This is a genomic window from Actinomyces naeslundii, assembly GCF_001956585.1.
Lineage (GTDB): Bacteria > Actinomycetota > Actinomycetes > Actinomycetales > Actinomycetaceae > Actinomyces > Actinomyces naeslundii.
The window spans coordinates 11,361-29,674 of record NZ_MSRR01000001.1 but is presented as its reverse complement, the minus strand read 5'-3'; the positions used below and the strand labels follow the sequence as shown (position 1 = coordinate 29,674).

At 68.5% G+C, this 18,314-nt stretch carries 13 protein-coding genes; 5 read left to right on the top strand and 8 right to left on the bottom strand.

All coding sequences use genetic code 11. The features are described 5' to 3' along the window. Positions 1–222 precede the first annotated feature (222 nt). The gene (locus tag BKH33_RS00110; RefSeq protein ID WP_043539839.1) at positions 223–2,589 is read left to right on the top strand and encodes a glycogen/starch/alpha-glucan phosphorylase; all 2,367 of its coding nucleotides are present in this window, start codon (positions 223–225) and stop codon (positions 2,587–2,589) included. A 97-nt stretch (positions 2,590–2,686) separates the two neighbouring features. On the opposite strand, the gene BKH33_RS00105 is transcribed toward BKH33_RS00110, so the two are convergent. The 3 genes from BKH33_RS00105 to BKH33_RS00095 form a co-directional block, all read right to left on the bottom strand. After that, on the bottom strand, positions 2,687–3,628 hold the full coding sequence (locus BKH33_RS00105) for a tetratricopeptide repeat protein (protein WP_076071637.1): 942 nt from the start codon (positions 3,626–3,628) through the stop codon (positions 2,687–2,689). A 167-nt stretch (positions 3,629–3,795) separates the two neighbouring features. Then, positions 3,796–4,842, bottom strand: a complete 1,047-nt coding sequence (locus tag BKH33_RS00100) for a DUF8094 domain-containing protein (RefSeq protein ID WP_003780793.1) — start codon at positions 4,840–4,842, stop codon at positions 3,796–3,798. Next, the gene (locus tag BKH33_RS00095) at positions 4,839–6,650 is read right to left on the bottom strand and encodes a hypothetical protein (protein ID WP_076142406.1); all 1,812 of its coding nucleotides are present in this window, start codon (positions 6,648–6,650) and stop codon (positions 4,839–4,841) included. The genes BKH33_RS00100 and BKH33_RS00095 overlap by 4 nt, the downstream gene beginning before the upstream one ends. Positions 6,651–7,115: 465 nt before the next feature. Here BKH33_RS00095 and BKH33_RS00090 point away from each other — a divergent pair, with 465 nt between their 5' ends. Continuing rightward, on the top strand, positions 7,116–8,774 hold the full coding sequence (locus tag BKH33_RS00090; RefSeq protein WP_076071633.1) for a DivIVA domain-containing protein: 1,659 nt from the start codon (positions 7,116–7,118) through the stop codon (positions 8,772–8,774). A gap of 9 nt (positions 8,775–8,783) precedes the next feature. Further along, positions 8,784–9,284, top strand: a complete 501-nt coding sequence (locus BKH33_RS00085; RefSeq protein ID WP_076081308.1) for a hypothetical protein — start codon at positions 8,784–8,786, stop codon at positions 9,282–9,284. A gap of 26 nt (positions 9,285–9,310) precedes the next feature. Here BKH33_RS00085 and BKH33_RS00080 read toward each other — a convergent pair whose 3' ends face one another. The 5 genes from BKH33_RS00080 to BKH33_RS00060 all read right to left on the bottom strand — a co-directional run bounded on the left by BKH33_RS00080 (position 9,311) and on the right by BKH33_RS00060 (position 14,324). Then, the gene (locus BKH33_RS00080; RefSeq protein ID WP_076142404.1) at positions 9,311–9,601 is read right to left on the bottom strand and encodes a hypothetical protein; all 291 of its coding nucleotides are present in this window, start codon (positions 9,599–9,601) and stop codon (positions 9,311–9,313) included. A 112-nt stretch (positions 9,602–9,713) separates the two neighbouring features. Beyond that, positions 9,714–10,568 (bottom strand): carbohydrate ABC transporter permease, encoded by an 855-nt coding sequence (locus BKH33_RS00075; RefSeq protein ID WP_003782869.1) that lies wholly within the window; start codon positions 10,566–10,568, stop codon positions 9,714–9,716. Positions 10,569–10,574: 6 nt separating this feature from the next. Then, entirely contained in the window at positions 10,575–11,504 is a 930-nt protein-coding gene (locus BKH33_RS00070) for a carbohydrate ABC transporter permease (protein WP_003782867.1), read from the bottom strand. 140 nt (positions 11,505–11,644) lie between these two features. Continuing rightward, positions 11,645–12,961, bottom strand: a complete 1,317-nt coding sequence (locus BKH33_RS00065) for an ABC transporter substrate-binding protein (protein WP_003782864.1) — start codon at positions 12,959–12,961, stop codon at positions 11,645–11,647. A 376-nt stretch (positions 12,962–13,337) separates the two neighbouring features. After that, entirely contained in the window at positions 13,338–14,324 is a 987-nt protein-coding gene (locus BKH33_RS00060; RefSeq protein ID WP_076067737.1) for a malate dehydrogenase, read from the bottom strand. Between the two features lie 253 nt (positions 14,325–14,577). On the opposite strand from BKH33_RS00060, the gene BKH33_RS00055 reads away from it, so the two are divergent. Both BKH33_RS00055 and BKH33_RS00050 read left to right on the top strand, forming a co-directional pair. Continuing rightward, positions 14,578–16,404: an ABC transporter ATP-binding protein/permease gene (locus BKH33_RS00055; protein ID WP_076142402.1), complete on the top strand. Its 1,827-nt coding sequence runs from the start codon at positions 14,578–14,580 to the stop codon at positions 16,402–16,404. Continuing rightward, a complete protein-coding gene (locus BKH33_RS00050; protein WP_003782806.1) occupies positions 16,401–18,248 on the top strand; it encodes an amino acid ABC transporter ATP-binding/permease protein in 1,848 nt (615 codons plus the stop codon). Before BKH33_RS00055 ends, BKH33_RS00050 begins: the two co-directional genes overlap by 4 nt. Positions 18,249–18,314: the final 66 nt, after the last annotated feature.

Sequence of the window (18,314 nt, the reverse complement as noted above, 5' to 3'; positions counted from 1 at the left end):
CGCGGTCTGCTGCTCATAACGTGATCAGAACCTTGAACTCGACCCCGCACCATCACCTATAAGCCGGTAGTCTGGGCACTGTCTCGCACAGGAGCGCGGCCCCTGGCGTCCTGTGCTCTCTGCGCAGACCGGGCGGCCCGACCCTCGTCGATGTACGCTTGTTTTCAGTCCGCTGCAAGAATCTTGCAGTCGGCGACCACGAAGCCTGACAAGGGAAGAAGAATGACACAGAAGCTGGTCACGAGCGCCCCCGCGCAGGTGCGCGCCGTATCTGGTCGACCCGCTACCGCGGCCACCCTTATGGAGGTGTGGCAGGGCCTGTCCTCCGCCGTCGTCGACACTATCGCGGACGACTGGTACGCCACTGAGCAGAAGTACAGCGCCGGACGCCAGGAGCACTACTTCTCCGCAGAGTTCCTCATGGGCCGAGCCCTGCTCAACAACCTATCCAACCTGGGCATGGTCGATGAGGCTCGCGAGACCGTCGGCTCCTTCGGCGTGAGTCTCTCCGACGTCCTGGAGCAGGAGCCCGACGCCGCCCTGGGCAACGGCGGGCTGGGCCGCCTGGCCGCCTGCTTCCTGGACTCCTGCGCCACCCTGGACCTGCCGGTCAACGGTTTCGGCATCCTCTACCGCTACGGCCTGTTCAAGCAGGTCTTCGAGGACGGCTTCCAGACCGAGCACCCCGACCCGTGGATGGAGGAGGGCTACCCCTTCGTCATCCGCCACGAGGAGGCCCAGCGCCTGGTGCGCTACCGGGACATGACCGTGCGCGCCATCCCCTACGACATGCCCATCACCGGCTACGGCACCAAGAACGTGGGCAACCTGCGTCTGTGGAAGGCCGAGCCGCTCGAGGAGTTCGACTACGACGCCTTCAACTCCCAGCGTTTCACCGAGGCCATCGTCGAGCGCGAGCGCACCTCGGACATCTCCCGCGTCCTCTACCCCAACGACACCACCTACGAGGGCAAGGTCCTGCGGGTGCGCCAGCAGTACTTCTTCTGCTCGGCCTCCCTCCAGCAGATCGTCGAGAACTACGTGAAGCACCACGGCGAGGACCTGTCCGGCTTCGCCGACTACAACGCCATCCAGCTCAACGACACCCACCCGGTGCTCGCCATCCCCGAGCTCATGCGCCTCCTCATGGACGAGCACCACCTGGGCTGGGAAGCGGCCTGGGACGTGGTCACCAAGACCTTCGCCTACACCAACCACACGGTGCTGGCCGAGGCTCTGGAGACCTGGGAGATCTCCATCTTCGACCGTCTCTTCCCGCGCATCACCGAGATCGTCCGGGAGATCGACCGCCGCTTCCGCCTCGAGATGGCCGAGCGCGGCCTGGACCAGGCCACCATCGACTACATGGCCCCCGTCTCCGGCGACAAGGTGCGCATGGCGTGGATCGCCTGCTACGCCTCCTACTCCATCAACGGTGTGGCTGCGCTGCACACCGAGATCATCAAGCGCGAGACCCTGGGCGAGTGGCACGCCATCTGGCCCGAGCGCTTCAACAACAAGACCAACGGCGTCACCCCCCGCCGCTGGCTGCGCCAGTGCAACCCCAGGCTGTCCGCGCTCCTGGACGAGGTCACCGGATCGGACACCTGGGTCAAGGACCTCACCGTCCTGGCCGAGCACACCGACTCCGTCGACGACTCCGTCTACGATCGCCTGGCAGAGATCAAGCACGCCAACAAGGTCGACTTCGCCGCCTGGATCGCCCAGCGCGAGGGTGTCGAGATCGACCCCGAGGCGATCTTCGACGTGCAGATCAAGCGCCTCCACGAGTACAAGCGCCAGCTGCTCAACGCCATCTACATCCTGGACCTCTACTTCCGCATGAAGCAGGACCCGAGCCTGGAGGTCCCCAAGCGGGTCTTCATCTTCGGGGCGAAGGCGGCTCCCGGCTACATCCGGGCCAAGGGCGTCATCAAGCTCATCAACGCCATCGCCGAGCTGGTCAACAACGACCCGGTCGTCTCCAAGACCCTCAAGGTCGTCTTCGTCCACAACTACAACGTCTCCCCGGCCGAGCACATCATCCCGGCCGCCGACATCTCCGAGCAGATCTCGATGGCCGGTAAGGAGGCCTCGGGCACCTCGAACATGAAGTTCATGATGAACGGCGCCCTGACCCTGGGCACGCTCGACGGCGCCAACGTGGAGATCCTCGAGGCGGTGGGCGACGACAACGCCTACATCTTCGGCGCCACCGAGGACGAGCTGCCCGGCCTGCGCGAGAGCTACGACCCCGTGTGGCACTACGAGAACGTCCCCGGTCTCAAGCGCGTCCTGGACGCCTTCACCGACGGCACCCTCGACGACAACGGCTCGGGCTGGTTCGCAGACCTGCGCCGCAGCCTCCTGGAGCCCTCCTACGAGCCGGCCGACGTCTACTACGTCCTGGGCGACTTCGCCTCCTACCGCGAGACCAAGGATGCCATGGCGGCCGGCTACGCCGACACCCGCGCCTGGCAGCGCAAGGCCTGGGTGAACATCACCCGCTCGGGCCGCTTCTCCTCCGACCGCACCATCAGCGACTACGCCCGTGAGGTCTGGAAGATCGACCCCGAGCCGATCGCCTGATTCCGCTCCCTCGGCATAGGCGAGTGCCCCTCACCGGTACGGTGAGGGGCACTCGTGTCTGTGGGCCGTCGTCGGTACAGGCCCCCAGTAGAGCCTCTCAGTAGAGCAGGGAGGCCAGGCGGCGGCGGGCCTGGGCCACCTCCGGGGAGGTGGCTCCGATGATCTCGAAGAGCTCGAGCAGACGCAGGCGGGCGCTCTCACGCTCCTCCCCCTGATGGGTGCGCACGGCCTCCAGGGCCCGGCCCAGCGCGGCGTTGACGTCGCCCAGGGCCAGGGCGGCGTCGGCCCCGGCCAGGGCCGCCTCGAGGTCGGCGGGCGCGGCGTCGGCCGCGGCGAGGAGCTGGTGAGGGTCCTGACCGTCCATGCGGGCCATGAGGCGCACCTGGTTGCGGGCCACCTTAAGATCGTCGTCGCCCGGGTTCTGGGCGATGGCATGGGTGTAGACCTCCTCGGCGGCGGCGAAGTCTCCGGCCTCGATGGCCTCCCGAGCAGCCCGCTCGACCTCCGTCTCCTCGGGCTCGGCCTGGGCATCGGTGCTCGCGGCGGCGTCGACGGCGATAGTGCCACTGACGCCGTTGGCGGCGGCGACCTCCAGCAGCTGGTCGATGACCGCGCGCAGCTGATCCTCCGCGACAGGACCCTGGAACATGGGCACTGGCTGCCCGGAGATGAGGGCCACGACCGTGGGGACGGCCTGGGCCTGGAGGGCCTGGGCAACCTCCGGGGCGGCGTCGACGTCGACGCGCGCTACCTGGAAACGTCCGGCGTACTGCCCGGCGAGCTGCTCCAGGAGGGAGGCCAGCTCGGCACTGGCCTGGCTGCGCGGACTGTGGAGGACGACGATGATGGGGACCTGGGTGGAGACCTCGGCGACGTCACGCAGGCTGGAGGCGTCGACGTCGACCACCAGCGGCACAGGCAGGCCGCCACCTGCACCTCCGGCAGCACCGGACGTGGGAGTCGGGGTGCCTCCGGCCGAGCCGGCCGGCTTGGTGGCGGGGGCGAAACTGGACAGGTCGACGGCGCCGAACATGCTCATGAGCAGCTGCCTTCCTCGGGCCGTAGCCCGGTTGCTTCATTGGTCTGGATCTTTCGGTGTCTTGGAGCGCCGGCGCGGCGAACAGGCCCAGCCACTGGTCAGAGGCCCGAGCGCGCCAGCGGCCCGGCTCCGAGTGATCACGGAGCCGGGCCGGGAACCGGAGGCGCTCAGGACGGTTTGGCCGTCGCCGACGCCGTGGGGGCCGGCGTCTTGGAGTCATCCCGATCCACCTTCATCAGCGCGGTCTCGGCGCCCAGAACGGCCACCTTGTCCTTGCTTCCCTCCTTGGGGATGGAGAAGGCGACCATGGAGTCGTAGGTGGCGGTCACGGTGCCGACGATCTTCTGGTTGCCACCCATGAGGGCGGCGACATCACCCTGCAAGGTGAGGTCGGAGCCATCAACTGTGCGCTTGTAGACCACCGTGTAGGTCAGGGTGGTGAAGACCAGTGCCCCGCCATCGCCCTCCTCCATCTGGAGCCCCTGGAAGCCGTCCTTACCGGCGGTCGCCGTGACGGTGACCTCGCCCAGGGAACTGAGATTGGTGGTTCGGGCGGCCTGGACCTTCTGACGCAGCAGGTCATCGGGGAAGGCCTTGCCGTTCTCGCCGTCGGGGTGGTTGAGTGCGTCGACGTAGGCGTCGAGGGCCGCCTTGGGGGTGGAGACCAGTCCCGTGGAATCGGCAGTCACCTGCTTGGCACGCTGGGCCGACTGCTTGGTCAGAACAGGAATGTTCTTCTTCTCTGAGAACCCCTGCACCCAGGCCCAGACCTTGAACTGGTCACGGGCCGAGTTCTGCTCCAGGGAGATGAGTGAGGGACTGGCCCCTTCCGAGGCCGCCGCGGCGTTACGGGGGAAGCCGACGGTCTGGCCCACTCCCCCACCCTGGATCGTGGTGGTCATGGGGTGGATGAAGTCGTTGTTCCCGCTGGCGGAGGCTGTGGCGTACTCAGCCGCGCGGATCCGAGCCGCGGGGCCGGTCATGACCTCCTTGAGCTTGTCCGCGTTCTTCTCCTTGTCCGCAGTCGCCAAACCGGTCTGGACGCGCTGGAGGATCTCCGAGAGCTGCTTGTCGTTGAGGACCGGCTCGGCGATCGGGGTGCCGGAGGCCTGGGTCTGGGCGGTCTTGGGCTGAGACTTCGAGCAGGCGGCCAGGCTCAGGGCGAGGGCGGAGGCGCCGCCTGCGCTCAGCAAGGCTCGACGGGTGGGCTTCATGCGTGCTCCTGGTTGTCGGGGTCCGCGGTCGGGTCTGGCTCGCCGAGAGGCTCGGCGTCGGCGGCCTGGATGACGGCGGGGTCTGCCGCAGGAGGCAGCTCGACGCCGTCGGAGTAGGAGGGCCACGACACAGTGGTCGACGTCGCAGGCGCATCCGCAGCACTGGGCGCGGAGAAGGAGGTTCCCCGAGCCTGCTCGATCGCCTCGACGCTCTGGCCCTGCGTCGCGTCGGTTGCCTCCGGCTGGTCGGCCACGGGCCAGGGCTGTGCCTCCGGCTGGGCAAAACCGGTCGGCATCTGGAGACTCGGGTCCTGCGAGGGCGCCGAGACCGTCATCCCCTCGATCTCGGCAGTATCACTCTCAAAGGCCCGCTCGATGTCCGGCTGGCCGGCGACGTGACTGGTGTGGTGGTCCTTGGGGGCGAAGCGCGAGTGGTCCTGGACCTCATCGCGTTGCTCGGGCTGCGGCTGCGCGCTCGGAGCCGCATGGCTGTGATGGCTCACGTGGCTGAAGTGAGCGGGAGCCTCGGTGAGCTCCTGCCCTCCGGTGAGTCCCGACTCACCGGTTGAGTCGACAGGATCCGGGACGATCGCCAGAGCCTCACCACCCGCGAGGCCCTCCGGCTCACGGGCGGCACGGTGCTGCTGAGTGGCGGCCTCATCAAGACCGGGAACAACTGATGAGCCCCGGGTGAACCCCGCGTCCGCCAGGCCCTCCTGGCCGACGCTGCTCTCACCGTAGGCATCTCTGATTCCACCGCCTGATTCGCCGCTGACGCCCTCTGCGTAGCCGGTGTCAGAAGACATGTCAGGCGCTTGGGGCACCGCAGGAGCCTCGATGCCGTCGAGGTAGACACGACCAGTGCGCGGGTCGGTCCAGGCCTCGCCGGCGGCCTCAGCACGCTCCTTCTCCCTCAGCTCTCGGCGCGTGAGCCGACGGTCGGGATCAGTCACCTGGGGGATGCCCTCGGTGGAGACGGAGTCCGCATTGGCGATACGGGCGGCACGCTCGGCCGAAAGGGTTCGCCGCTCGACGTCGGCGCGACGCAACTGGAGGTCGATGAAGAACAGGAAGGCACCCGCCAGCACGAACAGGCCGCCCAGAACCAGACCGCCGTAGAAGTACCAGGGCGTCTCCACCTGCCGCGACCAGCTGATGGTCAGGCTGGGCGCTGCGGCCTTACCGTCGGTCATGGCCATGACGACGATCTGCTCATCGACGGTCTTGCGCGGCAGTAGCGCGCGGTCGGCCGACTCCGCGGTGTTGAAGGTGACCGACGAGCCGCCGGTCTTCTCCCCGAGCCAGAGGTCAGAGCCCGAGGCGTTCACCGCGCTGGCCTTGCGCGCCGAGCACTGCGAGGAACCGGCCTGCGCGGAGGCGGAGGGCTGAGCAGAGGGCTGAGAGGAAGCCGCCGCGGAAGGAGAAGGAGCAGGGGTGGCGTTGGCAGGGGGGCAGTACTGGGTCTCGTCCTTGGAGGACAGGGTGCCGGCATCGGCGTCGATCCCGGTAACCGCCGTGTAGGGAAGCGCGTTGTCGGCGTCGGGGCTCAGCCAGGCGTCGACGTCGGCCGCGCGCGCTATGAACAGGTGGACGTCCTTGCCGTCGGAGGACTTCGCGGTCACGGCAATATCCGACTCCGTGCCGCTGAGGACTCCGGGCGCCGTCATGACGTAGGGCTGGGAAGGACCGGAGGCGAGCTTCGCCTCGACCTTGGAGCTGGGTTTCCAGATGGTGGCCGAGCAAACGGCCAGGGCGATGAGGACCAGCCCGAGGACGGTCACCACCACGCTCAAGATACGTCGACTCACGACGCGGGTCTCCTATGCTCGCGGACACGGTTGACGACGGCTGGCTACAGAGCCGGACATCGCTACGAGCGCTCACCATGCGCCCGTCAGGCACCAGAATCGCATGGCGGACCCCACGAATGCACCGACCTCGGCGCAAAATCACAACGGTGCACGCGCTGAGCGAAGCGAACCGACTCGAGGTCCAACCGGCAGAAAACGCCCCGTTCGCCCACCAACCCGTGCCCCCTTCTCGGGGACGGGCCGGAGGAACGCTCCGAGAGGCGGCACTCCTTGAACGGGTCGAGTCCCCACACACCGGTCATCGATCTCTCAAACATGCTGCTCACACCACTCGAAACCGAGACCTCACCTACTGGATTGTGCGTATCGTCACGCTTTAGTGACCACCGTCCCGATCACGTCCAATCGTTACGCTTGGGCTGGTGGTGAGCGTCCCCGGCTCGCCAGGAGGAGGAACCCGACGTGGCTGAGGAATACAGCGAATTTGCCATCACGATGCGCGGCTACGACCGCGCTCAGGTTGATCGGAAACTGGAGCAGCTCTCGCGCCAGCTGGCCGACGCGCGTCGTGAGGTCGCCAGCCTTGACCAACGCGCCATGACGCTGGCCGGCGAGCTGGCTGATGCTCAGCGTCGCCTGCGGGAGGCCGACAAGCCGACCTACGCCGGCCTGGGCTCGCGGATCGAGCAGCTGCTGCGCAGCGCCGAGGAGCAGAGCGCCTCCGTGCTGTCCAAGGCCAACGCCGAGGCCGATGCCCTGCTGACCCGCACGCGGACCAATGCCAAGAACCTCTCCGAGCGCAGCGCCTCGGAAGCGGCGACCCTCCTGGCCGACGCCCGCCGCGAGGCCAGTGAGCTGCGCTCCCGTTCCCAGGGGGAGGCCTCTACTGCTCTCGCCAATGCCGAGGCCCGCGCCCAAGAGCTCGTCTCCTCCGCCTCGCGCAAGGCCGCACAGATCGCCGCCGACTCCGAGGCGGCCGTCACCGAGATGCGAGCCACTGCCGAGCGCGAGGCCGCCCTGGTCCTGTCCCAGGCCCGCAAGCAGGCCGCCGAGATCGCAATCACCTCCGAGCGTGACGCCACCGCCAACCGCGAGGCCGCCGCGGCCGAGGCCGACGAGCTGCACAAGACCTCGACGGCGAAGGCTGACGAGATCCTCTCGGCCGCCAAGCAGGAGGCCGAGCTCACCGTCGGCAAGGCCCAGCGTGAGGCCGAGGAGATCCTCACCTCCGCACGCAACGAGTCGGAGACGCTGCGACGCTCAGCCACCGACGAGGCCGCCGCCGCCCGCTCCGAGGCCACCGAACTGCGCCAGCAGGCGACTTTGGAGATCGCCGCGGCGCACGAGCAGGCCGCCCAGGAGGACTCCGACGCCCATGAGGCAACCCGCGAACGCATCCGGGAGATGCAGGAACAGGCCCAGATCCAGGCCCAGGAGGCCGAGGAGCGCCTGCAGGAGGCGCTCTCCCGCGCCGAGGAGGTCCGCTCCCGCACCGACGCCGAGGCCCGCAAGCGTCAGGAAGAGGCGGTCGCCCAGGCCGAGGAGACCCTGGCCCAGGCCCGGATCGAGGCTGAGCAGATCGTCAGCGACGCCCGCGCCGACGCCGATGTCACCGCTCAGGTGGCCGCCCGTCAGCTCCAGGAGCTCGAGCGCCAGCGCGACTCGGTCTCCGCCTACCTCACCGAGATGCGCGGTGTCCTGGGCGGCGTCCTGCCTCAGGCGCCTACCTTCAGCGACCACGTCGCGGCCCTGCCCCAGGAGGCTCAGGAGCCAGCTCAGCAGCAGACCTCCGCCGCATCAGCGGAACCAGCGGCCAGCGGCAGCAGCGCCAACAGTGCCAATGCTGCCAATGCAGCCGGTGCAGCCAGCGCCAGCAGCACTCACGCCTCGGGTTCCAGCAGCTCCTCGGCACCGTCAGCCACCTCGGCTCCCGCACCAGCTGGCAATACGGCTGCTGCGGCCTCGGGCGGCCGCAAGCAGGACGGCGCGCAGTCATCCCCGAAGAACGCCCAGAAGGGCGGCACCGGCCGCATCGAGAACGTGCCGCCTCCCGGCAAGAGCTCGGGCGGATCCGGCAACGCCGGCAACCGCCACCCCCGGCAGGGCAAGGGACGCCGCTGAGGCGCACTCGTGACAGCCGACGACGCCGCCCGGCTCGGGGAGGAGTCATCAAGCAGCTCCGGCTCTGGTGACTCAGCGAACTCCGACTGGGCGGCGTCGCGTCGTCGGGCGGCCGCCCAGCGGGCCCGTATGCTCCAGGAGCGTCAGAATGCCGAGCACGCCCGGGCAGCGCGCATCGTCGAGCTCTTCCTCAGGGTCGCCCGCGACGAGGGACTTGAGGATGTTCCGCTGCGGGTGCGAGGGTACGGCGGCGGAAGCGCCCGCACTCCGCTGCGCGGCTGGTACCTGAGGGCAGACGAGACCGTCGGCATCGACACCCTGGGTCGCTTCTACATCCTGTCGATGCCACTGAACCTGTCCCAGCGGCTGCGCGGGGTCAGGCCGGAGAGCCAGCCGGTGCCGATGACCATCGGTGAGGGCGGACGCGACGGCGACATCGTGCCGCTGCGCTTCGCGCTGGACCGTCTGCTGCCGGGCTGGGAGGAGCGCTCTGCCGAGCCACTGGTATGACTGCCGGCGTTCCTCCCGCCCTCCGGCTACCAGAGGCGGCGCTCCCAGCAGGAGGTGTGCCAGTGGCGCCGTTCCTCCAGGCCCCGATCCGCTCCGAAGAGCGACTCGTTGCTCCAGGCCACCACGTGCGCGCTACCGGCTGGAATGACACGGTGGCAGCCGGGGCAGGTGTAGGGCTTGTTCCCACCGCGCAGGTAGCGCACGGTGAAGTCGGCCCCGCCGGGACCGGTCTGGGTGCGCGGCACGGAGGCGAGACGGTCCATGCTCAAGGGGATGTGCCCCTGCCCGTAGGGACGCTTGGATCTGCGGCGTGCCATACCCCGATCTCATCACATCTGGCTCCCGCCCCCAAGCCGGGAACGGGAGCCGGATGCGATGGCGGAGGTCTGCGGGCCCCCGCGAGAGCTGGAGCGGGAGACCGGACCGGACTCACCCCTTGACCGAACCGGCCATGAGTCCGCCGACGAAGTACTTGCCCAGCAGGATGTAGACCGCCAGGGTGGGGACCGAGGCGATGAGGGCGCCGGACATGGAGGCCCCGTAGTCGGCCAGGATCGATCCGTGGGCCAGGTTGTTGAGTGCCAGCGTCACCGGCCCGGACTGCGCCCCTCCACCGAAGAACAATGCGAACAGGAAGTCGTTCCAGGCGGAGGTGAACTGCCAGATGAGGACGACGACGAAGCTGGGCACCGAGATCGGCAGGACCACCGACGCGTAGGTGCGCAGCATGCCGGCACCGTCGACCCGGGCGGCCTCGATGAGCTCGTTCGGGATGGTCTCGTAGTAGTTGCGGAAGATGAGTGTCGTGATCGGGATGCCGTAGACCACGTGCATGAGGATCAGCGTAGGGATCCCGAAGCCCAGGTCGGCGCTGGTCACCAGCCTCATGAGCGGGATCATGACGGCCTGGTAGGGGATGAACATGCCGAACAGGATGAGGGTGAAGACCACGTTGGCCCCGGGGAACCGCCACTTGGACAGCACGAAGCCATTGGCACTTCCCAGCATCGCCGAGATGATCGAGGAGGGGATGACAAGGGCCAGCGAGCGCAGCAGCCCGCCGCTGAGCTGGTTCCAGGCGTTGGACCAGTTCTTGGTGACCCAGACCTCGGGCAGGAACCAGGTGCGGGAGGGGTCGGCGTCGGCGGATCCCTTGAAGGAGGTGACCAGCAGGACGTAGACGGGGATGAGGACCAGGGCCACTGAGGCCAGCAGCAGGATGAACCGGACTGTCTGGCCCCAGCCGGGACGGCGCGAAGCTCGCATCGGAAGATTCTGTGTCATGGCCGCTCACCTCCTGCCCTTGGCGTCATGGATGAGGTAGGGGATGACGGCGATCGCGACCAGGACCAGCAGGATCGTGCCGACGGCGGCGGCGTTGGAGTAGTCGTTGTCCGTCATGAAGTTGAACATGTCGATGGCCGGGACCTTGGTGGAGTAGGTCCGCTGGTCGGTGATCGACATGATGAGGTCGAAGGACTTCAGGGACATGTGCCCGATGATGATGACGGCGCTCAGGGCGATCGGCGTCAGCTGGGGGAAGATGATCGACTTGTAGAGCTGCCACTCGCTGGCGCCGTCGACCCGGGCGGCCTCGCGCAGGTCGTCGGGGATGCCGCGGAAGCCCGCCAGGAAGAGAGCCATGACGTATCCGGCCAGCTGCCACACGGCCGGCAGCGCGATGGCCAGGATCCCCCAGGTGGTGTTCTGGGTCCATGAGTTCTCCAGGAACCTCAGACCCACCATCTCGAAGAGGCGGTTGAGTCCCGAGGCCTGCTCGCCCTGGGCGGAGTTGAGCAGCCACCGCCACACCACACCGGAGGCCACGAAGGACACGGCCATGGGGAACAGGAAGATGGAGCGGAAGATCCCCTCCCCCTTGATGGGGCGGTCCAGGAGCCAGGCCCACAGGAAGCCGACCACGAGGGTCCCGGCCAGGAAGGTGACGGTGAACAGGATGAGGTTGACGAAGGAGTGCCGGAAGTCGGGGCTGCCGAACAGGGCCGTGAAGTTGCTCAGTCCGACGACGGTGGTCCCCCTGCGCCCGGAGACCTGGCCCGCGGTGTGCATGTCCAGCAGGGAGGTATTGATGTTGATCCCGATCATCCCGTAGACGAAGACGCTGACGAGGATGATCGAGGGCGAGATGAGAAGGAGGCCGGGCCCCCACTGCTTCCAGCTCGCCCGACGGCGCCGCACGGGGACGCTCTTGGTGCTCACAAGGTTCTCCTGATGCATAGGTGATGGAGGGATCCGCCCGTGGTGGCGACGACCACGGCCGGATGATCGCGAGAGGTCGGACCCGGGAGCGGGAGCAGGCCGGAGCGGACGCACGGCCCACCCCACTCCCGGGGCTCCGGTCAGGAGACGGCGGCCTTGAGGTCGGACTGGAGGGCGGTGACGTCGGAGGCGCCCTGGGCGAACTTGGTCAGGGCGTCGTTCATCGCGTTGGTGGCCTTGGCGGGCAGGGCTGCACCATGGGCGATGGAGGAGACGATCTTGTCCTTGGCGAAGGACTCCATGGCCGAGCGCTGGTACTCGGAGAACTTGCCCTTCTCCTCATCGCTGAGGTCCGTGCGGGCGGGGATGGAGCCCTTGACGGTGTTGAAGGCGATCTGGCCGTCCTTGGAGGAGATCGCGTTGAGCCAGTTCTTGGCGCCACCGGGGTGCTTGGCGCCGTCGGGCAGGGTGAAGGAGTCGGCCAGGAAGTCGAAGACGCCGTCGGTGCCCGGCACCGGGAAGTAGACGTAGTCCTGACCGGCCTTCTTCCCGGCGGCGTCGAAGCCGGCCACGGCCCAGTCGCCCATGACGTTGAAGGCGGCCTTGCCGTCCATGATGGGCTTCATGGCGGGCTCCCAGTCCTCGGTGTAGAGGGAGGAGTCAGTGAAGCCCACGATCGTCTTGTAGTGCCCCAGCGCCTTGGTGACCTCAGCGCCGCCCCAGTCGGTCTTGCCGTCGAAGAGCCCGTTGTAGGCGTCCACCCCGAGGTCTGCGATGAGGATGGTCTCGAGCAGCTCGAGCTGGGTCCAGGCCATGCCCATGGTGATGGGGGTCAGGCCGGCGGCCTTGACCTTCTCCATGTCGGCGATCCAGGCGTCGATGGTGGTGGCCGGCTTGTTCGGGTCGAGCCCGGCGGCCTTGAGCGCGGGCACCGAAGCCCACACGACGTTGGCCCGGTGGATGTTGGAGGGCACCGAGTAGATCTTGCCGTCGGAGTCCTTGAGGCGGTCCATGAGTGTGGCGGGGAATGCCTCGTTGAGCTTGAACTCCTCGTAGAGGCTGGCGACGTCCAGCAGGTAGCCGGCCTCGATGTGGTCCTTGATCTCGGCGCCGGCGTGGGCCTGGTAGGTGTCCGGCGGGTTCTTGGCAGCCAGGTCCGCGGCGAGCTTCTGCTTGGCCTGGCTGCCGGCGCCACCGGAGACGGCCTTGTTCTCGAACCTCGTCTTGGGGAACTGCTCGTTGAAGACCTTGACCAGGGCGTCCAGGCCGAGCTTCTCCGAGCCGGCCGACCACCAGGTGACGACGTCGACCTGACTGGCGTCCCCCTCACCGGCGGCTCCGCCCGACTTCGATCCGGAGCTACCTGAGGTCGCGCAGGCGGCCAGGGTCGCGACGACTGCTGTGGTTCCCAGCCCCGCCAGTACCGAGCGGCGGGAGAGGTAGTGGGTGGAACGCATGGGACTGCTCCTTAGAAACGACGGTGTCTCATGACCACGGCACCATTGCCGTGGTCAGCGGGAAGAGATGACGTCTAGTCATCTGACCTCAGCAGGAGAGATTAGACCTAAGTTGAGCGGAACTCAAACGTATATTGCGCAAACAATCATTAATCTGGTCGACTGTCGCAGGTCTATACCAGTGATGTCAATGATTCACCGACCGAGATGTGCACGCGAGCATGAAAAAGGTCCTCGCCGCTCACTGAGCGGCGAGGACCTGGTGAGCGCTGAACAGACTCAACGGCTCCGAGTGGTCCATACCAGACCGCGGACGAGGCGGCCCCAGCAGACCCTCAGGCTGAGCCCGTGCTCTGAGCCGGCTGGCTGAGAGCGCTCAGATCAGTCCCATGGAGGCCACGGTGTTCTTCTCCTCAACGAGCTCGGCCGCCGAGGCGTCGATCTTGCCGCGGGAGAAGTCGTCGATCTCCAGTCCCTGGACGATCTTCCACTCACCGTTCTCCGAGGTGCAGGGGAAGGAGGAGATGATGCCCTCGGGCACGCCGTAGGAGCCGTCCGACATGACCGAGGAGGAGGTCCAGGACCCGGAGGTGCCCAGCACCCAGTCGTGCACGTGGTCGATGGCGGCAGAGGCGGCCGAGGCGGCCGAGGAGGCACCGCGGGCGTCGATGATGGCGGCGCCGCGCTTGGCGACGGTCGGGATGAAGTCGTCCTCGACCCAGGCGCGATCGGCCAGGATGTCGGTGACGGGAGCGCCCTTGACGGTGGCCTGGGTCAGGTCGGGGTACTGGGTGGTGGAGTGGTTGCCCCAGACGGTGACCTTGTCGATGTCGGTGACGTGGCAGCCGGCCTTGGTGGCCAGCTGGGCCAGGGCGCGGTTGTGGTCCAGACGGGTCATGGCCGTGAAGCGCGAGGAGGGGATGTCGGGGGCGTGGGACGCGGCGATGAGAGCGTTGGTGTTGGCGGGGTTGCCCACGACGAGCACCTTGATGTCATCGGCTGCGCCGGCGTTGAGCGCCTCACCCTGGGGACCGAAGATGCCGCCGTTGGCGGAGAGCAGGTCCGCGCGCTCCATGCCGGCCTTGCGGGGCATGGAACCCACGAGGAAGGCGATGTTGGCGCCCTCGAAGGCAGCCTTGGGGTCGTCGAAGATGTCGACGCTGCCCAGGGTCGGGAAGGCGGAGTCGAACAGCTCCATGGCGGTGCCCTCAGCGGCCTTGACCGCCGGCGGGATCTCCAGGAGGCGGAGGTTGACGCGCTGGTCCGGACCGAGCAGGGCACCGGAGGCGATGCGGAACAGCAGCGCGTAGCCGATGTTGCCGGCCGCACCGGTGACGGTGATGTTGACGGGGGCGTTTGCCATCGAGGACTCCTTCGAGACGTGTGTCGTCACGGGCCGCAGGCGGCAGCCCGGCAGGACAACGCTATGACGTCCGCGCAGGTGAACACACCCGTCCACCACATTTCGTGACTCTCACCACTCCCCTGGGTCGTAGAGGCGAAGATCCTCCTGGTCCCCAGTGATCTCAACGAGATAGTCACCGCCCCTGACAACGCCCGTCCCGATCGATACGCTGGGGGCCTCCCCCAGCCCGTTTCTCGCCTCCAGGACCGTGATGAGCTCACGCCGATCCCCCGCGCCCATTCCTGCGCCACTGCGCCGCGGCCTTCCGTCCCGCCCCGCGGTCTCCTCGCCTGCGGGGCGCCGTGCGGGGGCTATCTCCTTCGGTCTGACGCTGCTGGGCGCCCTGGGATCGGGCTGGTGCCTCATCTCCACCGGACGTGCCCTGGGTGCGCTCCTGAGCTCCTCGTCGGTTGCGGGCCTGCTCGCCCAGGCGCTGGCCGCGGCCGTCCTGAGTGCCACCTGCCAACTGCTCGCCCAACGGGTCTCCCGCTCCAGCGCGCTGAGCGAGGAGGCTCATCTGCGCCGCCTCACCCTGGCCCACCTGCTGGGCCTGGGGCCCGCGCGCGCCGCCGACATCCGCAGCGGCGCCACCGCCTCCTTGCTGACCGACGGCGCCGAGCGCGTGGCCCTCTACCGACAGACCTTCCTGGCCCCCACCCTGGCTGCGGCCGCCGCGCCCCTGCTGGTGCTCATCGAGCTGGGGGCCGCCGTCGACGTCCTCCCCGCCCTGGTGCTGGGCGTGGCCATAGTCGTGGTGCCGGCCTTCATCGTCTTCGCCCACTCACGGCTGCGGGCGTCGTCGTCGGGCTCTCGGCGGGCGCGCACACGGCTGGCCGCCGAGTACCTCGATGCCATCCAGGGGCTGCGCACCCTCACCCTGGCCCGGGCCGCGGAGCGCACCAGCGCCCGTCTGCGCCTGGAGGGAGAGACGAACCGACGCGCTGTCATGGACCTACTGGCGGGCAACCAGCTCGTCATCCTGCTCACTGACGGCCTCTTCTCGCTCTTCCTCATCACCGCCGCCGCGGGACTGGCCCTGGTACGTCTGAGCACCGGAGCGATCGACGTCGGTGACGCACTGGCGGTTGCCCTGACCTCCTACGTGCTCCTGGAGCCGCTGGACCACGTGGGCGCCTTCTTCTACGTGGGCATGGGCGGTATGGCCAACCAGCGCGCCATTCGCAAGATCCTGTCGCGGCCCCTGCCCCGCTCCACCGCGAGAACCGGGGCCAGGACTCAGCCCTCAGCCGCCGCGCAGGCCTGCGTCGTGCTCGACGACGTCGAGGCCGCCTGGGGCGAGGACCCGGTGCTGGAGGGCGTGAACCTGACCGTGCGTCGCGGCGAGCACCTGGCGGTCGTGGGCCCCTCGGGAGCAGGAAAGTCGACGCTCATGGCGATGCTCGCCGGGAACCTGCTGCCTAGTGACGGGTCCTTGCGTGTCGAGGGCACCGAGCTGAGCGCCGCCACCCAGGACCAGGTGCGTTCGGCCTCCGCGCTGGTGGCGCAGACGACGTGGCTCTTCACCGGAACGATCGCGGACAACCTGCGCCTGGCTCAGCCCTATGCGACGCCGTCGCAGATGTGGCACGCCCTGGAGGTGGCCCGTCTGGACAAGGAGGTGGCACTCATGCCCGAGGGACTGGAGACGCAGGTCGGTGAGGCCGGGCTGGGGCTGTCGGGCGGGCAGGCCCAGCGCCTGTCCCTGGCGCGCGCGTTCCTGGCCGACCGCCCCGTGCTGCTGCTGGACGAGCCCACCAGCCAGGTGGACCTGGCCAGCGAGGCGGCCATCGTCGAGTCCATCGAGCAGCTGGCCCGGGGCCGCACCGTCATCACTGTCTCACACCGTGCGGGGGCGCTGACCACTGCGGACCGGGCGGTGAGGGTCGAGGCCCGCGGAGTCCATGAGGTGAGCCCGGCCCAGGATCCCGGGCCCGCCCACGCGTCAAGTGGTCGGGCAGGTACCGGGACCGAACCCCACGAGGCCGGAGACACCGCCCCGGAGGCAGCGGCGGGCGACCACGGGGAGGAGCGGGCATGACTGCGTCCAAGCGCCCATCTGGGTCACGACCGCACGAGGACGGCGGATCGGATCGGCGCAGCACCACCGGCCGGGCCAGCTCCTCCACGCAGCGACTCCCCTCGCGGGCGACGCTGGTGCGCTGGCTGCTTCAGGTCACCCGCCCGGTTCTGTCACCACTGCTGGGTTCCACGCTGTGCCGCATCACTGACGTGCTCAGCGGCGTCGCCCTGTTCTCCTTGGGGGCCTATGCCGTGGCCCAGACGGGGCTGGCGATGGCGACCGGCGCGCCGGCACCCGCCATCTGGCCAATACTGGCCGTCATGGCGGGGCTGTCGCTGCTCAAGGCGGCTCTGCGCTACGCCGAGCAGTTCCTCGGCCATCTGGTGGCCTTCAAGGCCCTCGAGCTGCTGCGCGGGCAGATCTTCCGCTCCCTCATCCCCCGCTCGCCCCGGGTCAGTGCAACGTCACGCTCGGGCGACCTGTTGTCTCGCGCCACCAAGGACGTGGACCGCATCGAGGTCTTCTTCGCCCACACCTTCGCTCCGGCGGTCTCCGCCGCCGTCACCCCGATCGTGGTGCTCACGGTCATCGGTCTCAAGGTGTCCTGGCCGGTGGCCCTGGCGGCGCTCCCCTTCGCGGTGCTCCAGCTGCTCATCGTGCCCCGCCTGGGCTTCACCGCCTCCCTGGACGCCTCCCGGTCAGCCTCCGCGGCGCGGGCGGACCTCACCCAGCACGTCACCGACACCGTCCAGGGCATGAGCGAGGTCGTCGGATACGGACGCAGCCAGGAGCGTCTTGATGAGATGGCCAGGATCGACGCCGAGATCGCCGGTGCCGCACGACCAACCGGCCAGTGGGCCTCCGTGCGCCGGGGCATCAACCAGCTGGCGAGCCTGACCGCGCCGATCGTCGTCATCATGGTGGGGGCGATGCTTCCGGCCACCAGCTCCGGTGCGGGCATCCCCCTTCTGGCTGCCGCAGCGGCGGCGGTACTGCGGATGACCGAGACCGTGCGCGGCGTCGAGGAGCTCGCCGGCGCGCTCAACGCCTCCTTCGCCTCGGCAGAGAGGGTGTGGGAGGTCGTCAACGCCCCTGTGGAGGTGCACGACGGCGATCAGGAACTGACCGGTGGTATCTCCCACGAGGTCCTGTGGCAGGGCGTCACCTACTCCTACCCCAGTACCGCCGCGCAGGCCGTCCGCGGGGTGAGCGTCAGGGCCAGGGCCGGCAAGTGGACCTGCATCGTGGGAGCCTCCGGCTCGGGCAAGTCCACACTTGCCCAGCTGGCGGTGCGCTTCGACGAGCCGGACTCGGGCCGCATCCTCATCGATGGCCAGGACGTGGCCGACCTGAGCGCCATCAGCCTCTATCAGGAGATCGGCATGGTGGATCAGCGAGTCCACCTCATGCGAGCCACCATCGCCGACAACGTGCGTCTGACGGCGCCGTCGGCCAGTGACGCCCAGGTGGTCCGGGCCTGCCGGGCGGCCTGCATCGACGAGGACATCGAGGCTCTCGAGGACGGCTACGACACCCTCGTCGGTGAGCGGGGCCAGTCCCTGTCCGGAGGTCAGCGACAAAGGCTGGCACTGGCACGGGCCCTGCTCGCTCGCCCCGGAGTGCTCATCCTCGATGAGTTCACCTCCCATCTGGACCCCGACCTGGATGAGCGGGTGCGCATCGGGGTGCGCACCTATCTGCCACAGGCCACAATCATCGAGATCACTCACCGCCTCCAGTGGTCCGAGCAGGCCGATCACGTCGTCGTCATGGATGCCGGGACGGTCGTTCAGGCCGGTCCGCCGGCCAAGCTCCTGGCCGAGCCCGGGCCGCTGCGCACGCTGACCGCCCGCGGTCGCTGAGAGTAGCGGCAGGTACTGGAGACTCAGGCGGATACGACGATCGGGCGCCGAGAGTCGCTGTGACTC

Bases quoted from the DNA above. Each gene is read 5' to 3' on its own strand.
- BKH33_RS00110 (WP_043539839.1), top strand. From the start codon at position 223: ATGACACAGAAGCTGGTCACGAGCGCCCCCGCGCAGGTGCGCGCCGTA.
- BKH33_RS00050 (WP_003782806.1), top strand. From the start codon at position 16,401: ATGACTGCGTCCAAGCGCCCATCTGGGTCACGACCGCACGAGGACGGC.
- BKH33_RS00080 (WP_076142404.1), bottom strand. From the start codon at position 9,601: ATGGCACGCCGCAGATCCAAGCGTCCCTACGGGCAGGGGCACATCCCC.
- BKH33_RS00065 (WP_003782864.1), bottom strand. From the start codon at position 12,961: ATGCGTTCCACCCACTACCTCTCCCGCCGCTCGGTACTGGCGGGGCTG.
- BKH33_RS00060 (WP_076067737.1), bottom strand. From the start codon at position 14,324: ATGGCAAACGCCCCCGTCAACATCACCGTCACCGGTGCGGCCGGCAAC.
- BKH33_RS00100 (WP_003780793.1), bottom strand. From the start codon at position 4,842: ATGAAGCCCACCCGTCGAGCCTTGCTGAGCGCAGGCGGCGCCTCCGCC.
- BKH33_RS00055 (WP_076142402.1), top strand. From the start codon at position 14,578: ATGAGCTCACGCCGATCCCCCGCGCCCATTCCTGCGCCACTGCGCCGC.
- BKH33_RS00105 (WP_076071637.1), bottom strand. From the start codon at position 3,628: ATGAGCATGTTCGGCGCCGTCGACCTGTCCAGTTTCGCCCCCGCCACC.
- BKH33_RS00075 (WP_003782869.1), bottom strand. From the start codon at position 10,568: ATGACACAGAATCTTCCGATGCGAGCTTCGCGCCGTCCCGGCTGGGGC.